General features: G+C 39.2%; 14 protein-coding genes. 4 read left to right on the plus strand and 10 right to left on the minus strand.

The features are described from left to right. Nucleotides 1-2 precede the first annotated feature (2 nt). The 5 genes from AC0VZ4_RS11440 to AC0VZ4_RS11460 form a co-directional block, all read right to left on the minus strand. Nucleotides 3-1499, minus strand: a complete 1497-nt coding sequence (locus tag AC0VZ4_RS11440) for an MFS transporter (protein WP_475439731.1) — start codon at nt 1497-1499, stop codon at nt 3-5. Then, nucleotides 1492-3351, minus strand: a complete 1860-nt coding sequence (locus tag AC0VZ4_RS11445) for an alpha-amylase family protein (protein WP_475439732.1) — start codon at nt 3349-3351, stop codon at nt 1492-1494. Before AC0VZ4_RS11445 ends, AC0VZ4_RS11440 begins: the two co-directional genes overlap by 8 nt. An 88-nt stretch (nt 3352-3439) precedes the next feature. Further along, nucleotides 3440-5239, minus strand: coding sequence for a glycoside hydrolase family 13 protein (locus tag AC0VZ4_RS11450; RefSeq protein WP_475441645.1), 1800 nt, complete (start codon nt 5237-5239; stop codon nt 3440-3442). Between the two features lie 50 nt (nt 5240-5289). Next, complete coding sequence (locus tag AC0VZ4_RS11455; protein ID WP_475439733.1) at nt 5290-6786, minus strand: tryptophan halogenase family protein; 1497 nt, start codon at nt 6784-6786, stop codon at nt 5290-5292. 103 nt (nt 6787-6889) lie between these two features. Further along, a complete protein-coding gene (locus AC0VZ4_RS11460; RefSeq protein ID WP_475439734.1) occupies nt 6890-9682 on the minus strand; it encodes a TonB-dependent receptor in 2793 nt (930 codons plus the stop codon). A 661-nt stretch (nt 9683-10343) separates the two neighbouring features. On the opposite strand from AC0VZ4_RS11460, the gene AC0VZ4_RS11465 reads away from it, so the two are divergent. Next, a complete protein-coding gene (locus tag AC0VZ4_RS11465) occupies nt 10344-11966 on the plus strand; it encodes an alpha-glucosidase family protein (protein ID WP_007375377.1) in 1623 nt (540 codons plus the stop codon). 92 nt (nt 11967-12058) lie between these two features. Here the strand turns inward: AC0VZ4_RS11465 and AC0VZ4_RS11470 are convergent, their stop codons facing one another. After that, complete coding sequence (locus tag AC0VZ4_RS11470; RefSeq protein ID WP_007375378.1) at nt 12059-12604, minus strand: TIGR00645 family protein; 546 nt, start codon at nt 12602-12604, stop codon at nt 12059-12061. Between the two features lie 241 nt (nt 12605-12845). On the opposite strand from AC0VZ4_RS11470, the gene AC0VZ4_RS11475 reads away from it, so the two are divergent. Further along, nucleotides 12846-13088: a hypothetical protein gene (locus AC0VZ4_RS11475; RefSeq protein WP_007375379.1), complete on the plus strand. Its 243-nt coding sequence runs from the start codon at nt 12846-12848 to the stop codon at nt 13086-13088. Nucleotides 13089-13381: 293 nt separating this feature from the next. Here AC0VZ4_RS11475 and topA read toward each other — a convergent pair whose 3' ends face one another. Together topA and AC0VZ4_RS11485 are read right to left on the minus strand one after the other, a co-directional pair. Then, the gene (gene topA, locus AC0VZ4_RS11480) at nt 13382-16090 is read right to left on the minus strand and encodes a type I DNA topoisomerase (RefSeq protein WP_008134073.1); all 2709 of its coding nucleotides are present in this window, start codon (nt 16088-16090) and stop codon (nt 13382-13384) included. A 252-nt stretch (nt 16091-16342) separates the two neighbouring features. Then, on the minus strand, nt 16343-19624 hold the full coding sequence (locus tag AC0VZ4_RS11485) for an Ig domain-containing protein (RefSeq protein WP_475439735.1): 3282 nt from the start codon (nt 19622-19624) through the stop codon (nt 16343-16345). A 192-nt stretch (nt 19625-19816) separates the two neighbouring features. Between AC0VZ4_RS11485 and AC0VZ4_RS11490 the strand changes: the two genes are divergently transcribed. Continuing rightward, complete coding sequence (locus AC0VZ4_RS11490; RefSeq protein WP_475441646.1) at nt 19817-21151, plus strand: dicarboxylate/amino acid:cation symporter; 1335 nt, start codon at nt 19817-19819, stop codon at nt 21149-21151. 97 nt (nt 21152-21248) lie between these two features. Here the strand turns inward: AC0VZ4_RS11490 and sohB are convergent, their stop codons facing one another. Then, nucleotides 21249-22265, minus strand: coding sequence for a protease SohB (sohB, locus tag AC0VZ4_RS11495; RefSeq protein ID WP_475439736.1), 1017 nt, complete (start codon nt 22263-22265; stop codon nt 21249-21251). 100 nt (nt 22266-22365) lie between these two features. Beyond that, nucleotides 22366-24795 (minus strand): VolA/Pla-1 family phospholipase, encoded by a 2430-nt coding sequence (locus tag AC0VZ4_RS11500; RefSeq protein WP_475439737.1) that lies wholly within the window; start codon nt 24793-24795, stop codon nt 22366-22368. A gap of 206 nt (nt 24796-25001) precedes the next feature. On the opposite strand from AC0VZ4_RS11500, the gene AC0VZ4_RS11505 reads away from it, so the two are divergent. Further along, nucleotides 25002-25748, plus strand: a complete 747-nt coding sequence (locus AC0VZ4_RS11505) for a YciK family oxidoreductase (protein WP_007375386.1) — start codon at nt 25002-25004, stop codon at nt 25746-25748. Nucleotides 25749-25821: the final 73 nt, after the last annotated feature.

Genomic DNA, 25821 nt, shown 5'->3' on the forward strand with positions numbered 1-25821 from the left:
TCTTAATTAGAATTTTTAACGCGCATAACAGCAATGGCTGCTAATACAAATGACGCAGCACCAATTAACAAAGCGTAAATGGGCTGATTAGAAAACACATGGCTCAAAATAAGTCCTAAAATACTGGCTGCAAGTAGCTGTGGAATAACAATAAAGAAGTTAAATATTCCCATATAAACACCCATTTTATTACTCGGTAATGAGTTACTTAGCATTGCATAAGGCAGTGACAATATTGAAGCCCACGCAAAACCAACACCAATCATAGGAATAAGCAGCATTTTGGGGTCTGTTATAAACATAAAGCTGGCAAGGCCTAATGCGCCTAGTAATAAGTTAAAACAATGCGCGCCTTTTAAGCCCATTTTTTTAACTAAGAATGGAATGCACATTGCGGCAATAGCAGCGAATCCATTGTAAGCCGCAAATAAAATACCGACCCAATCAGCGCCATCGTTAAACGCTTTTGATGTTGTATCGCTACTACCATAATGAAAGCTTGTTACTGCCGACGTGGTATAAATCCACATCGCAAATAAGGTAAACCAACTAAAAAATTGCACCCAAGCTAATTGCTTCATCGCAGTGGGCATTGTAAATACATCTTGCACTACTTGATAAAAGCCCCCTTGAGTGTGATTTTTAGCTTTTAATAAACCTGCTATCCACTGCACAATGCCAAAGGCAAGTAAGCCACCTGCTAATAAATAAAGTTCTTTTTCAAGCGCTAAGCCCATCACAAGGGCAAGTGTTGCAATGCCTAATACAACAAATATAATGCCGCCTTTATTATAGTTAATATCAGCAATTTCAGCTGTTACAGCTGGCCCTTTTTGCGCCTCAAATTTAGCTAATTGCTCAGGTGTGTATTCTTTAGTTTTTGCAACAGTCCACAACACAGCAGCTAGTAAAACAACGCCACCCCAGTAAAATGAGTACTTAACTGAGTCTGGTATTTCACCAATAGCTGCCGTGTTACTCACATCAAACCAATTTGTCATCATCCATGGCAGTGCTGATGCCAAAACTGCACCTATTCCAATAAAAAAACTTTGTAACCCATAACCGGTAGCGCGTTGTTTTTCTGGCAAGTTATCACCAACAAGTGCTCTAAATGGTTCCATGGTTACGTTAATTGACGCATCCATAATCCACAACATACCAGCAGCAATCCACAATGTTGGCGAATGCGGCATAATAAACAATGCAATGGTTGTTAATATTGCACCCAAAAAGAAAAATGGACGACGACGACCAAAACGACACCACGTTTTATCACTCCAATAACCAATAATAGGTTGCACAATTAAACCGGTTAGCGGTGCTGCTACCCATAAAATAGGAATATCATCCACTTGTGCGCCAAGGGTTTGAAATATTCGGCTCACGTTACCGTTTTGTAGGGCAAAACCAAACTGTATGCCTAAAAAGCCAAAACACATGTTCCATATTTGCCAAAAGCTTAGAGTTGGCTTGTCGCTATTATTTTGATTATTCATTATTAGCCTTATTTGTTAATACTGCGCTGCTAAATGCATCAAGTGTAAGTGTGAAGGTTGCGCCTTGAGACCCTGATGTAATCTCGGTGCTATGCTGCTCAAGTAAGTCATGCAATTGAGTGTATTCGCTGAGTCCCGCTAATTGCACTTTTGATAAATTAACCGTAATTGTTTGAGATTGTTCGCTAAAGTTACTTAATACGTAAAGCATTTGTTGGCCAAGTTTGCGGGTAAATCCTACAACTCGCTCACTTCCTGTAACGCTAAGCTCACTCATTTCACCGCCCACCACTGCAGGTAAACTATTAAGTGACAGAATGGCTTTATAGTAATCACGAAGTGCTGACTGCTCTTTTGTTAAATTAGCGCCGTCAAACTTACCGCTATTCATCCATGCTTGATGCGCTGGTACGCCAATGTAATCAAAAATACTGGTGCGGGTTGGTAAGCCAAAGCCTGCACTTTCAGAGCCATCTTCCCCTACATCTTGGCCAAAATATAATAAGGTGGGTGCACGGCTAATCAGGTTTGAAACCACCATGGCTGGTTTACCCCACACAGCTTTGCCTGCAAAGTCTGGGCTTGCGATACGTTGTTCGTCGTGATTTTCTAAAAAGTGCAGCATGTGCTGTTCAATATCCGCAACCTGTTGCTGCGCATCAAAAATAGCGTTTGCAGGTTGCTTGCTTTGCATAATTGCTTTTAAGGTATCGTAAAAACCGACCTTATCGTATAAATAGTCCATTTTACCTTGATGGATATAAGCACGGTACATTTTTGGGTTGTAAACTTCGGCAAGTAAAAATGCATCAGGTTTTTGCATTTTTATTGATGAGTTTAAAAAGCTCCAAAATTCAACCGGCACCATTTCGGCCATGTCGTACCTAAAGCCATCAACACCTTTATCTAACCAAAAAAGCGCAATGTCTCTAAATTTGTACCAGCTGTTAGGGAGCTCTTTATCTTGCCAAAACGCGTAGTGAGCACGGTAATCTTTATTCTTGTATTCATTTGGTAACTCTACAAAGTCGTAGCTGCCACCAGGCTTTACACCGTAATTCACTTTTACTGTTTCGTACCAATCGTTCATATCTGGTTTTGGAGATCGAGCACCATTACCTGTCCATTTGGCGGGTGTTTCATCAAAAAAACCATCAACAAGAGGATGAGCATTCCCGCCTAGCACTTTATAGGTTGTAGAGGTAGGCACTTGAAATGACTGCCCAGGCACATAGTAAAAATTGTTGTTTTTATCGTACGTTTTACTGGTGTCGTCTTGCGCGCCAAAATCTTCAACCCCTTTAGGCTTGCCTAGCGATTGATAATTACGCGCAACATGATTAGGCACTATATCAATAATGACTTTCATGCCATGGCTGTGCGTACGCTCAATGAGCTGGCTAAACTCTCCCATACGATTCGTCACGTTAATTGCTAAATCAGGATTTACATCATAATAATCTTTTATTGCATATGGCGAACCTGCTCGTCCTTTTACAACATCAGGATCGTCTTGAGAAATCCCATAATCGCTATAATCGCCTACTAAGGCGTGGTGTAATACGCCGGTATACCAAACGTGCGTTGTTCCCAGCTCCTTTATACCTTTGAGGGCGGCATCGTTAAAATCGGCAAACTTACCTACGCCATTTTGCTCTTTAGTGCCCCATGAAACATTGGCTGTTTCGGTATTACCAAACAAGCGAGTAAATACTTGATATACAACCGGCTTGGTAAGCTCACTTTTTGTGTATGCAGGCGCTTGCGGTTGCTCAGGTTTGTTATTCTCTGAACACCCTGTAGAAATAAGTGCGCTACACAGTACTGCGGATACATAAACTGATTTTTTCATTGTGTGTCTTTTTTGTCAGTATTGTTATTACTTTATACTAAAGATTACTGCAGCAACCATACAGTTGCTGCATACGTATTCAGGTAAACTATTGAGAGGTATTTATAATTAATACCGTTGCACTCATTGCCGGTAAAGCAACTGTATTACCCAACACCTGTGTTTTGTGGGTGAATAAGTTTAGTGCTTTGGCATTTTTTGGTATTACTTCCTGCATATACTCAATATTCTTAGTGAGCTCTTTTGTGTTTTTATTCATAAATACCAACACAGTTTGCTCGTCGCTAATACGCGCGTAACTATACACACCTTGTTGAGGCGTAAAGTGCACAAGTTTTCCTTTATCAAGCGCAGTGCTACTTTTTCTAAAGTTAAGCAAGGTGCTAATTGTTTTATGCATCTCTTTTTGCTGTTTTGTTAGCCCCTCGCCCGTAAAGGCGTTACGAGTTTGGCCTTTAAATCCACCTGGGAAGTCTATTCTAATATCACCATGGTCTTTACTTGGGGTGTTATCTAATAGCACTTCCGTACCGTAGTACATTTGGGCTATACCTCGTGTGGTTAAAAACAAGGTCATTGCCATTTTAGTTTTGGCTTCGTCTTGGCCAAGTTCAGTGTAAACGCGGCTCATATCGTGATTATCTGCAAATACCATAATGTTATTGGTATCAGGGTATAAAAAATCATTAGCTAACGATTCATATACTTTAACCCAACCGGTGTTCCAACTTTCATCTTCATTTAGCGCTTGAATTACCGACTCTTGCAACGAAAAGTCCATAACGCTTGGTAGGCTTGACGTATAGCCATCTTGGTTATGCTTACCACGTTGCCAGTAAGAGGCAATAGCAGGGTTAGAGGTCCACTCTTCTCCTACAATATTAAAATCCGGATACTCTTGCATAATTGCTTTTGTCCAATCGCTCAAAAATGCTTTATCTGAGTAAGAGTAAGTATCAACGCGAATACCACTTAAATCTGCGTATTCAATCCACCAAATCGCATTTTGAGTTAAATATTCGCTTAAAAGTGGTTGGCGCTGGTTTAAATCCGGCATGCTGGCTACAAACCAGCCATCGTTAAACTGGCGTTTATCGTAATCGCTTGCGTGTGGGTCTTGAATTGTTTGGCGGGCATGGCTTGTCGCATTTTTACCATTTTCAAATTCGCCATTAAAGTTGATCCAATCTTTGCTCGGTTTATCCTTCATCCATGTATGCTCAGCACCAAAGTGATTAAGCACCATATCCATTACAAGACCAATCCCCTGCCCTTTGGCCTTTACTGAGAGCAATTTATAAAGTGAATTAGAACCCATGCGTGGGTCTACTTTATAAAAATCAGTAATAGCATAACCGTGATAAGAGTAATCGGGCATGTTGTTTTCAAGCACCGGCGTTAACCATAACTGCGTTACACCTAAATCTTTTAAATATGGCAATGCATTAATAACACCTTGTATATCACCACCGTGTCGCCCTCCTTTAAATGTTGGATTTACTTCCTCCAACATACCGCTCACGGTGTCATTTTGTTTATCGCCATTTACAAAACGGTCAGGATTAATTAAATACACAGTATCTTTACTGCTAAAACCTTCTCGCACAGCACTATTTTTTGTTCTCTCAAGTAAAGAGAAAATGAAATTATTCTTACCATTGCTATTAAATTTTAATGTGCCTGCTTGGGCTGTATCGCTAATGGCTATATGTAAAAATACGTAATTAGGGTTTTCGGTGCGCGTAATATTGGCCAGCTCAACTCCTTGATAAGGTAAAAGCTTAAATTGGGTGTTTGCAATGTTTTGTTCATGCAACATTAGCGTAATTGTATTTTTTTTCATGCCCACCCACCAATTAGCTGGTTCAACGCTAAGAGCATAAGACATGCTTGGTATAGTATATAAACAGAGTAAGAGTATTTGCTGTATAAATCGCATTATGACGCCCTTTTAATACTGGCTAAAAATTCTTTGTGGGTAGGAAGTTTTTCAACTGTCGAATTTACTAATGTTTTTAAACTAATAAACAAATCACTTAACTGCTCGTCCGTAAACGAATTAGCAATAGTGCAATAGTCATCAGGTATTAAGCCTTGTCCAATCATCACTTGCTGCCATGCTATTTCGGTAAATAACTCATTATTTTCACGAATCACCTTACCTGTTTGTTTAAATAGATTAAGTTTATGGATCAGTGAATCCGGTATATCCATTTGGATGCATTGACGCCAAAATGCGGAGTCTTCGCGCACAGTAAGTTTGTAATGCAAAATAATAAAATCGCGCATGTGCTCTATTTCTGTCACGCTTTGTTTATTAAACTCGATTGCTAACGCACCGCTAATACCATGGTGCGGAAATAATTTAATCAGCCGCGTAACTGCGCTTTGAATTAGGTGAATGCTTGTAGATTCCAATGGCTCTAAAAAGCCACTTGATAAACCAACCGCGACTACATTTTTATGCCATTGCTTTACACGTCTACCTGTTTTGAATTTAATAAATCGAGGTTCTGTTATTGGATCTGCGGGTAAGTTATTAAGCAACAACGCCTTTGCGTCTTCATCCGATAAATAACGACTACAATAAACCAAGCCATTGCCTATTCGGCTTTGTAGCGGAATTTGCCACTGCCAACCGGCACTGTGCGCAATTGCTTGCGTATAAGGTTTTAATTCATCGTTTGATTTTGTTTGTACTGCAATGGCACTATCGCATGGTAAATAATGAGACCAATCTACAAATCCGGTATTGAGTGTTTTCTCAATAAGCAACGCACGTAACCCTGTGCAATCTATAAATAAATCACCGTTGATTTGCTTATTATCATCGAGTATGAGTGTTTCTACATTACCCGTTGCTAAACATTGTGTAACCTCACTAATTTTGGCATCAATGTGTTTTACACCACGCGATATTGCCAGCTTTTTTAAATATTCAGCGTAAAGTGTGGCGTCAAAATGATAAGCGTAACTTAGCCCAGGTAATTGGGTATTGGGTATTGTGTTTAAGGGAGCAAATTTATGCTGTTTAGCGGCTTGGTAATTTAACGAAAAATCCCATAAATCGTCTTCGCAACCCGTGATTCGACCTTTTAACCAAAAGTTATAAAAGTCGCAAAACGGGAAGTCTTTTCCAATCGGGCCAAACGCATGCATATAACTGTGCGTTGGTTTTTTCCAGTTTTCGAATTCAATACCGAGTTTAATTGTTGCGTTGGTTTCGTTTATAAACTCTTTTTCGTTAATGCCTAATGCGTTATTAAGTTGAATAATAGGCGGAATTGTTGCTTCTCCAACTCCCACGGTGCCAATAGATGATGACTCTATCAATGTGATATTAATTACTTTACCTAACACTTTATTAAGCAGTGCTGCAGTTATCCAACCTGCGGTACCACCGCCTGCGATCACGACGTGTTTTATTGATTTCATCTTATTATCCACGTTACAGTTTAAAGCTTTGTTAAGTTTGATAAAGTAGCTATAAAAAAGCCCTTGTAAAACAAATTACAAGGGCTCCTACACACAACCTTTATTATAGCTGGTAGCTAAAGCCTAACAAGTAAGTGCGACCGTAATCTTGGTAGTCGCGAACTTGTAGCGCGTTATCGCCAGAAAGCGATGTGAACGGCTCTTCTGTTAAGTTTTGAACTTGGAACTGAATTGATAAACCTTCAAGGCTTTCAACCCCTGCTTCAGAGAAGTCATAACCGGCCTGAATATCCCAAATTGTTTCGCCGATAATATTCACTTGCTCTGTATTAAAGCCTAATCCGTAAACATCACCTTTGAAGTCACTACGCTTACGCATGCTGGTTCGTAATTGCATGCCGTTCATCTCGTAGTAAACCGTTAAGCTTTGAATTTTATCTGATAGACCCGGTAGTTCGTACTTATTACCATTTCCATCTTTAATATCAGATTCAATACCTGTATGACTAGCAATTAAGCCAAAGCCTTCAAGAGACGGGTGGAAAATTTTAAATGGTAACGCTAGAGATAGCTCGTAACCGTATAGGTCACCGCCGCCGCCATTTACTTTACCACTGCCAGTACCTACTGACGTAGCTGGTACTTCACCTGTTGATGGGTCCGCAACACCCGACATATCAATCGCGTAAGTACCGTCAAAAATCCACTGGGTTAAGTCTTTATAGAAAAATGCAGCAGAGAAGTAACCTTCATCACTAAAGTAGTTTTCATAAGATAAATCGTAGCCTGTTGCTTCTTTAGGTTCTAAATTAGGGTTACCACCCGATACAGACCAAAAGTTACCGTTTTCATCCGGTGTATCATTATATGATGCATTAACAGAGGCGTTCATTTCATCTATACGCGCACGTGAGATTGTTTTAGCTGCGCCAAAACGTATTGTTTGCTGCTCATCAATCGCAAGTGATAAATTTAAGCTTGGTAAAACGTGAGAATAATCGTGACCAATATCTGTAGGTGAAGTAATGACTAGGCCAGTATTACCATCTACACCAAAAGCATTACCTTGAGAGGATTGATCTGTATGAACATAGCGCACCCCAACATTACCAGTTAATGGAAGACCACTTACTTCTGCATTAATATTAGCTTGTGCAAATGCTGAGGTGATTTCTTCTTTTACTGTCCACGACTTAGTTGCATGAGTTGAGCTAGTTAAACTTTCGTCAAGGGTTTCATAGTAACCATCATTAACTAAACCATTTACATCGTAAGCTATCATGTCGCCTAGCCCAATAAAGTCAAGGCCAACACTGCCTAGACGGTATTGCTGAGGTACACTAAGCATTCCTGGGTTTTCAAGAGAAAAATCAGTTAAAGTCAAGAAGTAACCTTGCGAAGATTTAGACTTTTCACGCTCTTTATAACCTAAGCCAAATTCAATTGAGCTAATATATTCGTTTTCTAGTACTTTAGACGCTGCAAGTTTTAATGTAACTAATTCATCTTCAATAGTTGGAGCATTAATAAAACCGTCTTGAGCTTGGTTTTCATACTCTGTGCCAGTTAATCCATATGCATCATTTAGTGCAGAGCTTGCGCCCCACGAAAGCGGTCCACCTAATTGGATTAAATCATAATCGCTGTAATCTAAGTCATGTGAAAAAGTAGCGCCAGTATTGCCACCATTAAAAGCATAACCTAAGTTATCTGCAACACCGCGAGAATCACCACGTCCTGTACCTGAGTAGCTTTCTATACTCCAAATTTTACGGTCAACTTGCGAGTAACTTGCATCAAATTCTACTGACCATGAATCATCAATATCGTATTTAGTGTTAAAACCAAATGCAGTCAGTTCAGCATCACGCTCTTGGTAATCGTTACGCACAACAACACGTTGGCCTTGTGTTACAGCACTTGTTATAAATCCACTTTCTGCATTTACAGTAGCACTACTTGCATCAATACTACCTTGACCCCAAGCAAAAGGAACTTCAATGCCGCGTAAAATTTGCTCATCTGTAAAGTCTACATACAACGCATCAAACGTCATATTTAGTTTATCTGTAGGCGCTGCTTCTAGAACAAGCATTGCTGAATCACGTTCAAGCGTTGATGAACGAACATATGGTTTTGCACCGCCTAAAATTGAATATGAGTTACCATCTTCAGCAGTAAATTCAGGGTAGCCCCATGAGTTCCAACGTTTTTCTTGGTTTGGCGAGCTCATGGTGTTTAGTGCAAATGCAATACCAATGGTGTCATCAGCAAACTGGTCGATGTATGAGAAAGTGCCACGGTAACCGTCGTCGTTGCCGTCAGGGTTTAATTTATCAAAGCTTGTTTGCTCATACTGTCCATTTACTTGAACAACACGTTCACCTTTACTTAGTGGGCGAACTGTTTGCATGTTAATTATGCCCGCAATACCCTCTGCATCTAAATCTGCACTAGGTGTTTTATAAACAGTTACACCGCTCATAATTTCTGATGGGTAAAGGTCAAATTCTACGCCTCGGTTATCACTAATAGATACCTGCTCTCGGCCATTAAATGTAGTACCGCTTTCGTTTTCGCCAAAGCCACGAATAGATACTCTACTTGCACGACCATCTAGGCGTTGCGCCGTTAAACCTGGTAAGCGTGCAATAGACTCAGCAATAGATGAATCAGGTAGCTTACCTATATCTTCTGCTGAAATTGACTCAACGACTTGAGTAGAAAAACGCTTTGTGTTGATTGATTCTACAACACTGCCACGAAAGCCTTTTACTTCGATAACCTCAACGTCATCATTTTTGACTGTATCTTCTTGTGCTGCTACAGAGGCAAAGCTTGCTAATCCTGCAGTAGCCATTGCCAACGTTAATATACTTGGTTTGAACATAGACATGATGTTTTTCCCGTTACCCATATTGTGATACTCGCTTCTTTATTTGAGTGATAGTCAAACAGGCGAGCTAATTTTGTTGTCAGGATGGATATTAACGCCAGCTTTATTTTATTAACAACTTTATGCATACGTATTCAACCGTTACAGAAGGATTTAACATTAACATAAACTTGAAAAAACAAAGACTAACCAATTGATTTAATTATATATAAAAACAAATAAAATCAATTGGAAAACATTGCTCGTTAAATTTACTCTATTAACAGTTAATAGCTCACTGACCTTGATGTAAACAAAGTGAAATTAATTAGTACCGCTATGAAAAATAAGAACTATCAAGCATCAACCAAGTGTGAAATTGGTCAGACCATTAAAGGTGAAACATAAGATATATTTCCCTTATAGGACAAGCTATTAGGCTTAGTTCGAGTAAGAAAATAGCTAAATTACATAATTGGTAAACAAAAAAACACACAAATCGAACATTTTTAATGATGCCTAAGTACTTATTTTTAATAATTTAATTGTATTAATTTTAGTGCATACGTATGCAGGCTTTTTACAGTGTTCAAGGCTTCACGTATGCTTTTTCAAATAACGTGATTAATCTTAATCACAAATAAGAATAGTCTAAGTACTGTGTGGAATGACGGAGAAAAGCATGACCCAAAAGCAGTGGTATAAAGGTGCGGTTATTTATCAGGTTTATCCGCGTAGCTTTCAAGATAGCAACAACGATGGTATTGGTGATTTAAAAGGAATTATTAATCGTATTGATTACATTAAAAGCTTAGGCGTTGATGCTATTTGGATTTCACCTTTTTTCAAATCGCCAATGAAAGACTTTGGCTACGATATTAGTGACTACCGCGACATTGACCCGCTTTTTGGTGATTTAAATGATTTTGATGAGCTAATAAGCCAAGCCCATGATCGTGATATTAAAATAATTATTGATCAGGTATTAAGTCACACCTCTGATCAACATCAGTGGTTTTTAGATAGCCGCGATAATTTAATAAACGATAAAGCCGACTGGTATGTTTGGGCCGATGCAAAAGAAGATGGTACAGCGCCAAATAACTGGCTTTCTATTTTTGGTGGTGGGGCTTGGCAGTGGGAACCTCGTCGCGGGCAATACTACTTGCATAATTTTTTAACCGAACAACCGGATCTTAACTTTCATAATCCAGATGTAAGAAAAGCAGTGCTTGATAATGTAGAGTTTTGGCTTAAAAAAGGCGTTGATGGTTTTAGACTCGATGCTATTAATTTTTGTTATCACGATGCACGACTACGCGATAATCCAGCTAAACCAAAAGATAAGCGTCAAGGCCGTGGTTTTAGTGAAGATAATCCGTATGCGTTTCAGTACCATTATTACAACAATACTCAGCCAGAAAACATTGAGTTTATGCAAGATATTCGTGCATTACTTAATAAATACCCAGGTACTGTATCACTTGGGGAAATATCGTCAGAAGATTCGTTAGCAACTATGGCAGAATATACTCAAGGCGGCGACAAACTGCATATGGGTTATAGCTTTGAGCTTTTAACAAATGATTACTCAAGTGAATATATTAGAACTACGGTTCAAACCCTAGAACAACATATGCTTGAGGGCTGGCCATGCTGGGCATTTAGCAATCATGACGTAGAGCGCGTAGCAAGCCGCTGGAGCGAAAACGGCAAAATCAACTCTCAGCAATGTAAAATGTTAACCGCCCTACTTGCTTCTCTTCGCGGCAGCGTGTGTATGTACCAAGGTGAAGAATTAGGGTTAGGTGAAGCAAGTGTTGCCTTTGAAGACTTACAAGACCCGTATGGCATAACGTTTTGGCCTAACTTTAAAGGGCGTGATGGCTGTAGAACGCCAATGCCTTGGGAGCAAACTGGATCGCAGCACGCTGGGTTTAGTGAAGCCAAGCCTTGGCTCCCAGTAGATGATGCACACAAAAAACAATCAGTTGCGATGCAAACAAATGATAACAACTCAATTTTAAATGCCTACCGTGAATTTATGACCTGGCGAAAAAAGCAAACGGTTTTGCTTGAGGGTGATATTGAGTTTATTGAAACGCCTGAGCCTGTGCTTGCTTTTTATAGAACCCTTGGAACGCAAAGAATGCTTTGCATGTTTAATCTAAGCTTTCAACAAGCAAGTATTGATATGCCAACATCAATCGTTAAAGAATACACTGAGCTTAGCCATCACAGCGCAAAATTAAGCCAAGATACACTAACGCTTGAGCCTTACGCTTGCTTTTATGCAGAGTGTTAATGACATCAATAATTACACTTAATGTTACAGCTAAGCTCTAAACATAAAAAGCCCAAGTAAATTACTTGGGCTTTTTTGTACATTTAATTTTTCTAATGACTTTGAGTTTTACTGTTTAAGTAATCAGTTAGCGCAAATAGAACACCAGACATAACAAACGTAACATGAATAATCACCTTCCACAGTAATTCATCGTTTGGGTATGCACCTGAGTTAATAAATACTTTTAATAATTCAACGGCTGAAATAGCCACGATTGCGCTTATTAGTTTCATCTTTAGCCCTGAAAAACCGACTTTCCCCATCCAAGATGGTCTGTCTTCATGATTATCAATATCAAGCTTTGAAACAAAGTTTTCGTAACCGCTGAATGTAATGATTAGTAATAGCCCTGCTAATAGTGCGGTATCGACTAAGGTTAAAATGCCAACAAGTAATTCTTGATTAGTTGCTGAAAACGTCGCAATACCCATTAAATAAAGCTGTTTAAAAAATTTTATTAGTAACAATACAACTGCAAAGAGTAAACCAACAAAAAATGGGGCCAGAAGCCAACGTCCTTTAAAGATAAAAGATTCTAACGCATGCTCTAATTTATTCGCTTGGCGTGGCTTTTTTTGAGGGGTATGTGATGACATTTTTTGGTCTTTTAATTTAAAAAAGCGACCTTAGCCTATAACTCACAACAACACAATGATGTGAAAATACCGATAAATGAATTACTCATCTTCACGATAAAAATATTTCGTTATCTTTTATCTCAATTTCGTTTAAAAATCAGCATACCAACAGAATTGTTCTGTACTGGGCACTATTGTTTTACGCTTCAATTTAAATAGCGTAATTCAGTCGTCACACCATTTTTTTAGGAATAAACGAATGAACAAAGCATTGCTAGCATTAATCGTAGCACCTTTATTTGCAGTATCTGCAACTTACGCAGTAGCAGACGATGCGACAAACGCCTCAGCCGAAACAATAAAAGAATACACAGAAATGTGTGTTAACTGGGCTAAAGATGACGACGTAAGTAATGAAGATCTAAATGCATACGTATTAAAGTGTGTAAATGATGAACTTGAATCAGAAGGATACAAGAAAATATCTTCTGTAAAAATTTAATAGTATTCATACCAATCTGCTTGTATATGTGGTCTATTTAACGATAAGAAAATCGCGCTAGAACTAAGCAAAAATTTTGTATCTAATTGTTCTAAATAAAAATTTTTAACAACGTGTAGAGTGATTTAATTCGATAAATTGTTCAAATATTTATGCAGGTTGGTATTATATGTGCGGCTAACAAAGCCATTGCGAAGTACATATAAATAGATAAAAAAACCGGAATCGACACAAGCTGTGCGTTCCGGTTTTTTTAGCTTTTAAAAGCGATGAATAAGCGATTATTTACTTACTTATTCAGCCTCTTTTTTTGCTTTTGGCTTAGCCTTTGCTTTAGCAGGGGCTTTTTTAGCCGCTGGTTTCTTTTTAGGTGCTGCTTTTTTCTTCGCTTCTTCGGTCCATTTACCCGCTTCATAATGAGCAGTCCAGCCGGTAGCTTTACCGTCAACTTCAGTCATAACATACTGAGATTTATTTTTACGGCTATAGCGTACAACAGCAAGATTACCATCAGGATCTTTAGCTGGTGCATCTGCTAAATAATAAAACTTAGGCGAAATGCGGTCTCTAAAGCGTTTTAACTCTTCTACCTTAGGTGCACGTGTTTCACGTGACTTAGGAAAAGTATTTGCGGCTAAAAATATACCCGCAGCGCCATCACGTAAAACAAAATACGCATCTGATTTTTCACATTCTAATTCAGTAATGTGAACAGGATCTTCTTTTGGCGGCGCTGCTTCGCCATTTTTAAGTAGCTTACGAGTATTTTTACATTCTTCGTTATTACAGCCAAAGTACTTACCAAAGCGACCCGATTTAAGCTCCATGTCCGAACCACATTTATCACATTCGATAATTGGTCCATCATAGCCTTTAATTTTAAAGGTACCTTCCTCAACTACGTGGCCTTTACATGCGGGGTTATTACCACACACGTGCAATTTACGAGTTTCGTCAATTAGGTATGAGTCCATTGCTGTTTCACAAATTGGACAACGCTTCATTTGCATTAACTTTTCAGTTTCTACATCTTCAACATCTGCAGCTACAGCTTCATCACCCGATACCAAGTTCATCGTTGTAGTACAACGCTCTTTTGGTGGAAGGCTATAACCAGTACACCCTAAGAAAACACCGGTTGAGGCCGTGCGTATACCCATTTTTCTGCTACACGTAGGGCATTCAATATCTGTTTCAACCATCTCGTTAAGACGCATACCACCTTGTTCTGGCTCATCTTTGGCGACAGTTAGTTGCGTTGAAAAATCAGCATAGAATTTATCAAGTACTTCAGTCCAAACGCGCTCGCCTTCCGCGATATCATCTAGCCGACCTTCCATTTTAGCGGTAAAGTCAAAATTCATTAAATCTGTAAAGTTTTCAACTAAACGATCGGTAACAATTTCACCCATTTTTTCAGCGAAGAAACGGCGATTTTCAACACGTACATAACCACGGTCTTGAATCGTTGAAATAATAGATGCGTACGTAGAAGGACGACCGATACCTCGTTTTTCAAGCTCTTTAACCAAACTCGCTTCACTAAAACGCGCAGGCGGCTTGGTAAAATGTTGCTTAGGATCAAGTTCAACAAGAGTCAGTGTTTCACCTAATGTAACCGGTGGTAATGATTGATCTTCTTCATTCTTTTTGCGAATTGCAGGTTGTACTTTAGTCCAACCATCAAAGCGTAATACGCGACCCTTTGCTTTGAGCTGAAAATCGTTTGCTGCAACAGTCAAAGTAGTTAGATCATATTCTGCAGGCACCATTTGACACGCAACAAATTGACGCCAAATAAGCTCGTATAATTTTTTAGCATCAGCGTCAACGCCTTCAATGTGACCAGAAAGCACTGTTACACTTGATGGACGAATAGCCTCATGCGCTTCTTGTGCATTGCCTTTAGAACTGTAGTTAATCGGATCTTTTGGTAAATATTTTTCACCAAATTGCTCGGTTACATATTCACGACACATAGCAACTGCATCTTTTGACAGATTAGTTGAATCGGTACGCATATAAGTAATGTAACCACCTTCATACAAACGCTGAGCAAGCATCATGGTTTTTTTAACGCCATAACCTAAACGTGTACTCGCCGCTTGTTGCATTGTTGAAGTAATTAAAGGCGCACTTGGGCGACTCTTACTTGGTTTTTCTTCAACATTAACAACTTTATATTCGGCATTCTCAAGGCTTTTAACTGCTGCGCTAGCCTGAGCTTCATTTACTGGCTTAAATGGCTTGTCGTCTTGCTTGGTTACTTCTAAACGTAACTCTGACTCTGTGTTTTTAACATCAGCATGAATATCCCAAAACTCTTCTGGTATAAATGCCTTAATTTCACGTTCACGTTCAACCAATAAACGCACTGCAACTGATTGAACTCGACCTGCAGAAAGTCCGCGAGCGACTTTTGCCCAAAGTAATGGCGACACCATAAAGCCTACAACGCGATCTAAGAAGCGTCGCGTTTGCTGAGCAAAAACCATATCGGTATTTAACTCACCCGGCGTTTCGAACGCTTGTTGAATCGCATTTTTAGTAATTTCGTTAAAAACTACGCGTTTATACTTTTCAGGCTCTCCACCAATGATTTCTTGAAGGTGCCAAGCAATCGCTTCCCCTTCTCTATCCAAATCCGTTGCGAGATATATTTGATCTGCATTTTCTGCCAGTTTTTGTAATTCTTGGACAACTTTTTCTTTACCCGGCAATATTTCGTAATGCGGTTCCCAGCCTTGTTCAGGGTCAATTCCCATACGTGCGACTAAGTTGGTATAATCTCGTTGTTTTTTATACGCTGCTTTTTCTTCAGGTGGCAATTTACGAACTTCTGCTGGCGTTTTAGTTGCCGGCACTTTAGCTTTGCTCGAACCCGAAGTAGGTAAATCTCGTACATGTCCAATACTAGACTTTACGATGAAATCATTACCTAAATATTTATTAATTGTTTTAGCCTTAGCAGGTGACTCTACAATTACTAGCGATTTGCCCATAGTTGCCTATTTCTAACCAAATATTAAAAATGTGTTTACCGCTCTAAGCGGCGCGAATATTTATAGGTATATCTACAAACACTAGTTGTTACAAGCTTTTAATACAAACTTTTCAGTATTTACTGAATAAACGAACAATTTCTGTTGCTAATTTAAACAAACAGGTGTTTTTAGAATAATTGTTGTGGAATATATAGAACACAAACAAAAATGCCAACCTAAAGGTTGGCATTTTTTTAAAACATCATAAAATTATAGCTTAGCGTCGTCAGTAACTGCAATTGAAGTTGACGAAATAAGACCCGATGTAGCTTCAACACTAATTGTTAAAAAACCATCAGTTATATCATTTCTTCCATCGGCTGGCTCTCTTGTTATACCAAAGGAAATACCTACAGGCACAAAACTTGTTGTATTAGGAAAGATATAACTGTTAGTGCCCGTTAGAATACCATTTTCAGAGGCGATACTTACCTCACTCCCAACGGGTAAAGGGTTATTATAGGCATCAGCTATGAACACAGTTAATCCAACACTATTAGTTCCTGTCGCTTCTGTTAAGTCTATTGAATCAACTCCACACATTAGCTGGCCTGTTGAACTACGCACTAAAGGCCCTGTAGGGTCACTATTTACACGCACCTCAGTCGCTGTTACGCCTGTAATAGCAGCACAATCATTGGCATAAGTTATTAACCTAAAGAAAGCAGCATCACCAGACATTACAATTTCTTGGTTTTGAAATACGTTAACCATTTGGCGGCTGCATATACCAGCAGTTTCGTCTTCTTGACGGCATAGTAAACCATTATATAAACCGTTCTCTGTAGTCCAAGAACCATTACCATCAAAATCTACAAACTCTTCAAACTCATCGCCTGTTGAGTTATCACGTGAACAAGGATCCGTTCCATCGTTACAGTCTTTACCGCCAAAAGTGCCATCTTCATTGTTATCAATAAAAGCTTCTGGAATATCAAATAAATCATCAAAGAAGTCTTCGCTATCAAAGTAACCATTACCATTTAAGTCTGAAAAAGTCTCTTCACCAATAGCATATGCATGAACGGTTGCACGCCCCCCTAATGGTAAATCTAATGTTAGATCATTATTTAAAATACCTAATGGACACGGTAATCCACCATCACATTTTTGAGCAATTGTATTTTCGTACATTGAATCGGTAAACGGGCGTGGATTACTACTAGTCCAAGTAACACTACAAACGCCATTCGTAGTCGTACAGCTTGGTTCGATAACACCACCTTCAGTAATAAAACTTACAGCAGTGCCATCTGGTACCGGGTTATTAAAATGATCGGCTAAGCGCGCATTAACAGATACTAAAGTCCCATCAACATTTAAACCATGCGTATTAAACTCTGAGCGAGATAGTGAAAAGCTATTTTGATCAGCAATCCCTGTGCTTATAACTAAAATATCCGAAGGCGCTGTTACAACCACAGTTTCGCCACCAACATCATCTTTACTTGAAGCAATAACACGCACAGGCGTCGCAACTGCACCAGACTGAACTGTAGTCTGTATCTCACCAGCACTATTGGTGATAGCCGAAGCGGTACTAAGCGTAATTCCACCTACTGAAGTGGATAATGTAAAGTTGACAGTTCTAGAAGCTAGTGCATTACCGTTAGAATCAATTAGTTTAAATCTAACTTCTGAAATTTCACTTCTGTTAGCTCCACCTGTACCTTTTAATGAAATAACAGGTTGTGTTACTTCAATAAATTGGATGAAGCCAATATCAGCTGGAGATACATTAATCGTTGCCGTACCTGATACAGTATCACCACCAGTAACAACTGTTGCAGTAATAATATCGCCGCCAACACACGTTAAAGGTCGGTAAGTTGAACGAGCGAAACCACCAATGCTGGTAACAGCTTCATCCATCACAGCTAAACCACTTGCAACACAGCCTGATGAAAATTCTACATTTAATGGGGTTGTATAGGCTTCACCATCTTTAGTAATTTCAATAGAAATTAGTGCTGTAGCACCTGCGGCTAGAAATTCATCATCAGCTAAAGAGCTTGTTATAGTAATATCAATATCTACAGCAGCTATCTGAAATGCTTTGGTAATGCTGCTCCCCAATACTGAAACAGTTATTTCTCCAGCCCCTACATCTCTGCCAGGGATAATATCAAGTATTGCAATACCATTTACATCGGTGATTGCGGTGCCCGTTGTAGGTGAAATAGAGCCAATCGTTGTTGTTGCCGTAACGAGAGTTTGAGTTAGTGGTATGGTTGAATCTTTTTTATTAACTTTAATATAAAGGATGCCGATTGAATCACCAGAAATACCGGCAGTCTCTTCACATAAACTCACATCCTTCGTCGTTTTGAAGTCAGCTGGGCAGTTTTGGAATATTGTAAATGCTATATCGGCACTGCTTTGATTCGGATCAATCGCATCCCCACTGGTATAAAAGCCCAATGTAGATTCAACCGCTTCAAACTGAGCGGTAACAATACCAGCCCCTTCAATTGTTCCTGATGTCAAATTAAGCGTAGCTATGCCCTTTGAGTCAGTCAGTGCAGTCCCTGAACTGGGCAATAAACTACCAAGCGATGAGTTAAAGGTAACAACTTCTCCAACCGCCGGTTGACTATCAGAATCTAGAACAAGCGCCTTAATTAAACCACTTTCACTTGCACTAATCTGGCTCGTTTGTGCCAGCGTTGTCGCCGAAAGTAAGCTTAAATTAATCGTAAAATCTTCCGACAATCCCAGCACAGGAGCGTCGCCTGCTGTAGTGTAAGTATAAGCATTAGAGTTTATACTACTGCCATCTTCAGTAATATAAGTAGCTGAAACAGTTCCTGCACCAGCTTCAGTGCCAGCAAGTATATCTATTTTAGCAATGCCTTCATTATTGGTCATTGCTGTTCCATTAGACGGATTTATTGTTCCAAAGCCTGATAGATTAAATTGTATTAGCTGAAAAGCAGCTGGTTCACCATCTAACAGAAGTATTGCTTGTGCAATTGCAGGTGTTAAAAAATTTACATTTCTGGCCTCTCCCCCATTTAATGTTTGTAAATTAACGGCCAACTCTACTTTAGGTATAACTTCAGTTTGAGTCTGAAAATCAAAGACGTCTGTATACGTTGCGCCATCAATAGTATACGTCGCAGTAACTTCTCCCGCGCCAGTAATTGTTCCCGCAGAAAGTTCAACAGTGGCAATACCGTCACTTTGGGTTAATGCCGACTCTGGATTAAGTTCACCCACACCATCAGCTAAACTGAACGTTATGCGTCTACCTGCAACTGGGGTATCATTTTGTTTAAGTGTTACACGTAAATCTATTGGCGCGTCAGCAGTTACTGCATTTGATTCAGAGTCACTAGTTTGAGAATACCCTTGAAGGGTTACTGTATAAACAGTTGTGTCGGTATCAGTATCACTACCCACTGTGCCATCTTTTTCAAGCGTTCCACCTCCGCCACAAGCCATGAGTAAAAAGCTAAGTAACATAATACTGAGCAATCGCGTTAAAGGCATTGACCTCTCCCTAGTGTTGTTATTATTAACTAAACGTTATTTACCTAATATTAACCTATAACCTAGTTTAAAATCACAGTTTTTTATTACTTTTTTGTATAAAATAATTTTCAATAAATACTAACTTTTTCTGTATAAATATTTATAGGCTGGTAGTCTATGACAAAATTTATTAAAAGTAGATTAGGGTATATGTCAAAAATCCGTTCAATGAGTTTAACCACTCGCATCATGATAGGTATGGGGTTAGGGGTTGTAGTAGGCTTTATATTTCAGGCTATTTTAGCTGGTGAAGACGATTATCTAATACCACTTGGGTTATTCTCTTTGCCAATTAAAGCATTTTTTGTCGATGGCCTTTTTCATGTGGGTGGGCAAATATTCATCGCTAGCTTAAAAATGTTAGTTGTTCCGCTCGTTTTTGTTTCACTTGTCTGTGGAACCTGCAGCCTTAGCGATCCAAAAAAACTGGGACGCTTAGGTGGCAAATCTATTAGTTTATATTTACTAACTACAGCTATAGCTATTACAGTAGCAATCTCCCTAGCCTTATTATTTAATCCTGGGGAAGGAATTGGCTTACCTTCTCAAGCGAGTTACGATGCAAAAGAAGCACCTACTCTAGCTAGAGTTATTATAGACATGTTCCCAACAAATCCATTTGAAGCAATGGCTAAAGGCAACATGCTACAAGTCATTGTATTTGCATTACTATTTGGTATTGCTATGGCACTAAGTGGTAAAGCAGGCAAACGCGTTGCTGATGTATTTGAAGACTTAAACACAGTTATTTTAAAATTAGTTACTTTATTAATGAACATCGCACCATATGGCGTGTTCTTTTTAATGGCAAAGCTGTTCACTACAATAGAGCTCAATTTAATTGTGAGCCTAGGTAAATATTTTGGCGTTGTTGTTTTGGCCCTGCTATTACATGCGCTTGTAAATTACACATTACTATTAAAAATACTAACAGGCTTAAACCCGCGTATTTTCTTAGCTAAAATGAAGCACACCTGTTTATTTGCATTTAGTACATCAAGTTCTAGCGCAACCATGCCTATTACACTTGAAACTGCGACTAAAAAGTTAGGTGCAAGCAACTCTGTTGCCTCATTTACTATACCCCTAGGTGCAACCATTAATATGGATGGTACAGCGATTATGCAAGGCGTCGCAACCGTATTTATTGCACAAGTATTTAGTGTTGACTTAACGATTTCTGACTATTTAATGGTCATATTAACAGCTACGCTCGCCTCTGTAGGCACAGCTGGTGTTCCTGGTGTTGGCTTAATAATGTTGGCAATGGTACTTAACCAAGTTGGCTTACCTGTAGAAGGGATTGCTATTATAATTGGCGTAGATAGATTGCTAGATATGACCCGTACTGCGGTAAATGTTACTGGTGACTGTATGGTTACCTGTGTTGTTGCCAAGTCTGAAGGTGAACTTGATGAAAGCGTATTCAATGACCCTAACGCAGCTAAAGATTTAGAAGATTATCATAAATCAATTGACTCATAAGCTACATTTATACAGCTATAAAAAAACCTTGATGCAATCCATCAAGGTTTTTTTCGAGTAAAAATAATTAGCTTGTTCTCAGGTTAAAAATTCTAATCTAAGGATTTAGGGACTTAAATTTAGAAAGTAAGTTTATCCCGACTTTATTTACGCCACTACTCAAGCCAAGCGCTAGCTTATCGCTCAGTCCTTTTTTGACTTTATATTTAATTTTATAGATTTGGCGTTCATGTTGCTGCTCTAATAAAGCATCATCACTTGTTTTTATAACATCTACCAAGCCTTTTTCAATAGCCTGAGTTGCAAACCAATGCTCGCCTGTGGCGACTAAACTCATGTCTAAACTAGGACGTTGCGTACTCACAAATGTTTTAAATAAGTCGTGAGTTTGTTCAATTTCTTCGCGAAATTTTTCACGAGCTTTATCCGTATTCTCACCAAATAAAGTCAGTGTACGCTTAAACTCACCAGCGGTTATTTGTTCAAATTCGACATCATTTTTCTTCAATATTTTATTAAAGTTAGGAATTTGAGCAATCACCCCAATAGAGCCAACAATTGCAAATGGTGCAGCGAGTATTTCATCGGCAACACATGCCATCATGTACCCTCCACTGGCAGCCACTTTATCAATTGAGACACTCAAGGGTATGCCAGCATTTTTAATACGCTGTAGTTGCGAAGCAGCAAGTCCGTAGCCATGTACAACCCCGCCACCACTTTCTAAACGAATAAGGACCTTGTCTTTACTAGGCTCAGCAATAGAGATAATGGCTGTTATTTCTTCTCGTAAGCTTTCCACCTCGTGTGCATCCATACTGCCCACAAAGTCAATTACATATAAACGAGGTTTAGCTTCGTCTTTATCTGCTTTTTTACTTTGCGTTTTTAACTCCTTTTGATGCGCCTTTAGCTCTTTTTTACCGAGCGTATTTTGCAAAAAACTTTCTTTAAGTTCTACTAATTGTTCTGATATATCATCTATTTGTATTTCACCTTTTTTAGCTTTTGGCTTAACTGCAGCGCCAACTATTAACATTAGAATAACTGCGATAGCGATAACAAAAGTAACTGTTTTAGCAAAAAACAAACCGTACTCGTATAAAAATTCCAACTGGTTTCTCCATTTATAAATTTCAGCTAATTTAACATGCTTTAAAACAAAAAAAAGCCACTTTTCAGTGGCTTTTAAAGGTTAATTATTTTACTGGTTATTAATCAGTCACAACCTCAGGGTTGGAAACTAATAACATACGTCCACGTGCAGCTAAATAAGTAGCTACTTGCAGCTGCATTTCTGCATTAGCAGCAGCACTGCCTTCAACAGTTGAAGCCTTTGCAGCATCTTGAGCTGGCGTTAATATAGAACCATGATGCCCTTTAGTAAATTTAACTAAATAGCTCGAAGGTGTTTCACTTAATGCTTGCGAAGTACTTACTGTTTCAAGACCCATCAAGTTAGCTAATGGAATTGTGCCAGAAATAGGATTATTAGCTGCCATTGGCGGTATCACTTGGTCGGGCTTGTTATCAACACCATCACCCACAACAACATTAGTATAAACAGGAGTACCTAATGCTTTCACCGTGGCAGCGTAGTTAGTTGGATTGCCACTATCAAGTGCTGTTTGTGCCGCAAATGCAAACTGTGTAAATACACCTTGAATGTTAGTAAGTTTAGTCGTTTCACCCGCAGTAGTAAGTGATGCAACATATTCATTGTAACCACATGTCAAGTAAGCTTCCATGTCTGGTACTAATGAGCCACAGTTAGAAAGCGCAGCGCCTTGTAGGTAGACATTAAGTTCATCAGCTTCGGTTGTACCAGCTTGTGAAAGTACTGAACCTTGAATAAATGGACCAAACGCAGCAGATTCAAGTAAGAAGCTTGCTATGCCACCGCCGCCACTTGCAAGTGCTACTGTATTTACATTAAACAGTGGGTCAACAGTAGGCGCCATTGGGCTATTAGCTTGAGCAATAAATGCCGGGGCTACAATAGCCCCTAACGAATGCCCGATGTAGGTAACATCTTTACTATTGATAGTCGTATCGTTAATAAAGTTTAAACCCAAGCGTAAGCCTAATAAATCAGCCGCTGATTGACGTAGGCTATCTCGCGCAACAAGTAATGAACTCAAGTCCATATAACTAAGTACCGAACCTGTTGTTGCATTAAAGTCATCACTTCCATCACCATCAACATCGATACCGCGTTCACCATGTCTTGGGTGGTCAATTGCTACAGTTGCAAAACCTTGAATAGAAAGTTGGGCAGTTAACGCTAGCATACTTTCTTTTTGCGTAGTAATACCATGTTGCATAATTACAACAGGCCAGCCATTTTCTGGCATTTCAATAGCCGGTAATTGTAGTTGCGCACGAACACCGTTAATAATTGGTAAAATAGGTTTTGTTAGTTGTACTGGCACATTCGCCATGCTTTGTACTTTTGGAATGGTATTATATTTAGTTAAATGACGCGTGCTGTCTAAACCTAAATCTCGAAGCTGTCCACTACTCAATGCAAAACATAACCCGTCATTCTCACTAATAGGTTCTGCAGGAAAAGCATCACCGGCAACAGCTTTATAACCAAGTATTGCTACCGCGTTATCACACATACCTTCCCAATATGTATCGTTTAAATCACTTATCTCAGTGCCTGTTGGAGTCCCTAGGTACATAGGAAGCATAATGCTACCCTTTTGATATTGAACACCAGAAAAAGCAGGCGATACTTCAACACCTTGTGAAGCAAATACTTGTTGTACATTTACCATTGGTTGTTCTGGTACTTGCACAGCAGGTGTTGCCATACTTGGCTGTTGCAAGCTCACTGCTAACAACTGCTTGATAGTCCCCAGCACAGGTCCTGCTGATTGAATAGTCATCGCACCTGAGAAAATAATGTCGTCTTTCGTAATATTTCCAGAACTAACAACTACATTTTCGTAGCTATTAACTGCGCCCTGCAAACCAAGTTGGGCTGCTGTAATTAATGGCGCTTCTTGTTTAACTAACCCATAAGTTGAAGATGGCTCAATAGAGCGACCCAATGAGTCTTTAAGCCCTGTTGTTAATACATTAATGTATGAACTACCAGCTTTAAATGGTTTTAGAGGAACAATTGCAACAGCATTACCTGAAGCTTGAGTAACAAAGTCAACACCAAAGGTAAGTTCGCCCACTAATTTACAAGCAGTACCTGCAGCTACTACCGAACATTCTTCATCCGTTAAGCTTGCCCCCATTATTACTTCAAAAATTCTAACCGTACCAGGAGCCCCAGCAGACGCTTCATCTAAACTCACACTCGGTGGGAATGTTAAATCAATTTTATAAGGAACCTGCGAAGACCAACCGTCAAGTGCGCCTAGAGCCAATTGTGGGTTGGCATAAGCTGTGCGTGGAATAGACACGTTATCATCATCTAATTCACCAGGAATGTTTAATGTACCGTCTTGGGTACCACTCATTAACAAATCGTTTGGAACAGATATAACTCCATTAGCAGGGTCAAAACTTACTGTTGCCGTTGGAATAACTGGGGCTGTGTCGTTTTTAACATCTTTTAACGTTTCTCCACCGCCACAACCTGCTAAAGCAGCTGTAACCGAGAGTGAAAGTAGCATTTTTTTCATATTGTTGGCTCCGCACATATTTTATTTTTATAGTGTGTTTAATCAGTGTATTAAGTTAAAACAATGTAATCAGGTTATTAATGAGACATTAGACCAGTTAAACTTAACGTAAAGTTTCTATTTTCGCCACCTAATTTTGCAATAAATTCGATTACTTCACGTTTTGCTATGTTAAAATTAAAAAAATCATACAATTTGGTACTTTTATGCACACTTATCAAGCAGCTGAAAACGCACTCAAAGATAAAGTTATTTTAATAACAGGCGCCGGCGATGGCATTGGTAGAGTAGCAGCCATTACATATGCAAAGTATGGTGCTACGGTTATTTTATTAGGTAAAACAACTAATAAACTTGAATGTGTTTACGATGAAATTGTTAATGCAGGTTATCCTAAACCTGCAATTGTGCCTATGGATTTAAAAGGCGCAACGAAGCAAAACTACCGCGACCTTGCCGCAACGATTGAATATCAGTTTGGCCGCCTAGATGGGCTTCTTAATAATGCCGGTATTTTAGGCTCGCTTGGCCCACTTGAGCATTTTTGCTCATCTACGTTCGAAAACATAATGAAAGTAAACGTGACTGCACAAGCGATGATCACTAAAGCCTTGTTTCCGGTTCTTCGTAAATCTGATAATGCATCAATCGTATTCACATCATCAGGTGTTGGTCGCAAAGGCCGTGAATTTTGGGGACCTTATGCCATTTCGAAATTTGCAGTAGAAGGCATGATGCAAACATGGGCATGTGAAGTAGGTAAAACAAACATTCGTGTAAACTGTATTAACCCAGGTGCTACGCGCACTTCAATGCGAGCGGCTGCATATCCAGGTGAAGATAGAGACGCGCTTGCTACACCAGAGGATTTAATGCCTACCTATTTATATCTAATGAGTGACGATTCTAGTGAAGTGAATGGCGAATCGTTAGATGCTCAGGTAAAAAAATAACCCAGCCTAAGTCCTGTGTTATTTAAAAGCACATTAAAAAAGCCGCAATTAGCGGCTTTTTTGTGTTAAATAA

The sequence above is a fragment of the Pseudoalteromonas sp. QJM3NY_22 genome, assembly GCF_056173065.1.

Bases quoted from the DNA above. Each gene is read 5' to 3' on its own strand.
- AC0VZ4_RS11505 (WP_007375386.1), top strand. From the start codon at position 25,002: ATGCACACTTATCAAGCAGCTGAAAACGCACTCAAAGATAAAGTTATT.
- AC0VZ4_RS11445 (WP_475439732.1), bottom strand. From the start codon at position 3,351: ATGAAAAAATCAGTTTATGTATCCGCAGTACTGTGTAGCGCACTTATT.
- AC0VZ4_RS11485 (WP_475439735.1), bottom strand. From the start codon at position 19,624: ATGCCTTTAACGCGATTGCTCAGTATTATGTTACTTAGCTTTTTACTC.
- AC0VZ4_RS11500 (WP_475439737.1), bottom strand. From the start codon at position 24,795: ATGAAAAAAATGCTACTTTCACTCTCGGTTACAGCTGCTTTAGCAGGT.
- AC0VZ4_RS11490 (WP_475441646.1), top strand. From the start codon at position 19,817: ATGTCAAAAATCCGTTCAATGAGTTTAACCACTCGCATCATGATAGGT.
- AC0VZ4_RS11440 (WP_475439731.1), bottom strand. From the start codon at position 1,499: ATGAATAATCAAAATAATAGCGACAAGCCAACTCTAAGCTTTTGGCAA.
- AC0VZ4_RS11470 (WP_007375378.1), bottom strand. From the start codon at position 12,604: ATGTCATCACATACCCCTCAAAAAAAGCCACGCCAAGCGAATAAATTA.
- AC0VZ4_RS11455 (WP_475439733.1), bottom strand. From the start codon at position 6,786: ATGAAATCAATAAAACACGTCGTGATCGCAGGCGGTGGTACCGCAGGT.
- AC0VZ4_RS11450 (WP_475441645.1), bottom strand. From the start codon at position 5,239: ATGTCTTATGCTCTTAGCGTTGAACCAGCTAATTGGTGGGTGGGCATG.
- topA (WP_008134073.1), bottom strand. From the start codon at position 16,090: ATGGGCAAATCGCTAGTAATTGTAGAGTCACCTGCTAAGGCTAAAACA.
- AC0VZ4_RS11475 (WP_007375379.1), top strand. From the start codon at position 12,846: ATGAACAAAGCATTGCTAGCATTAATCGTAGCACCTTTATTTGCAGTA.
- AC0VZ4_RS11465 (WP_007375377.1), top strand. From the start codon at position 10,344: ATGACCCAAAAGCAGTGGTATAAAGGTGCGGTTATTTATCAGGTTTAT.
- AC0VZ4_RS11460 (WP_475439734.1), bottom strand. From the start codon at position 9,682: ATGTCTATGTTCAAACCAAGTATATTAACGTTGGCAATGGCTACTGCA.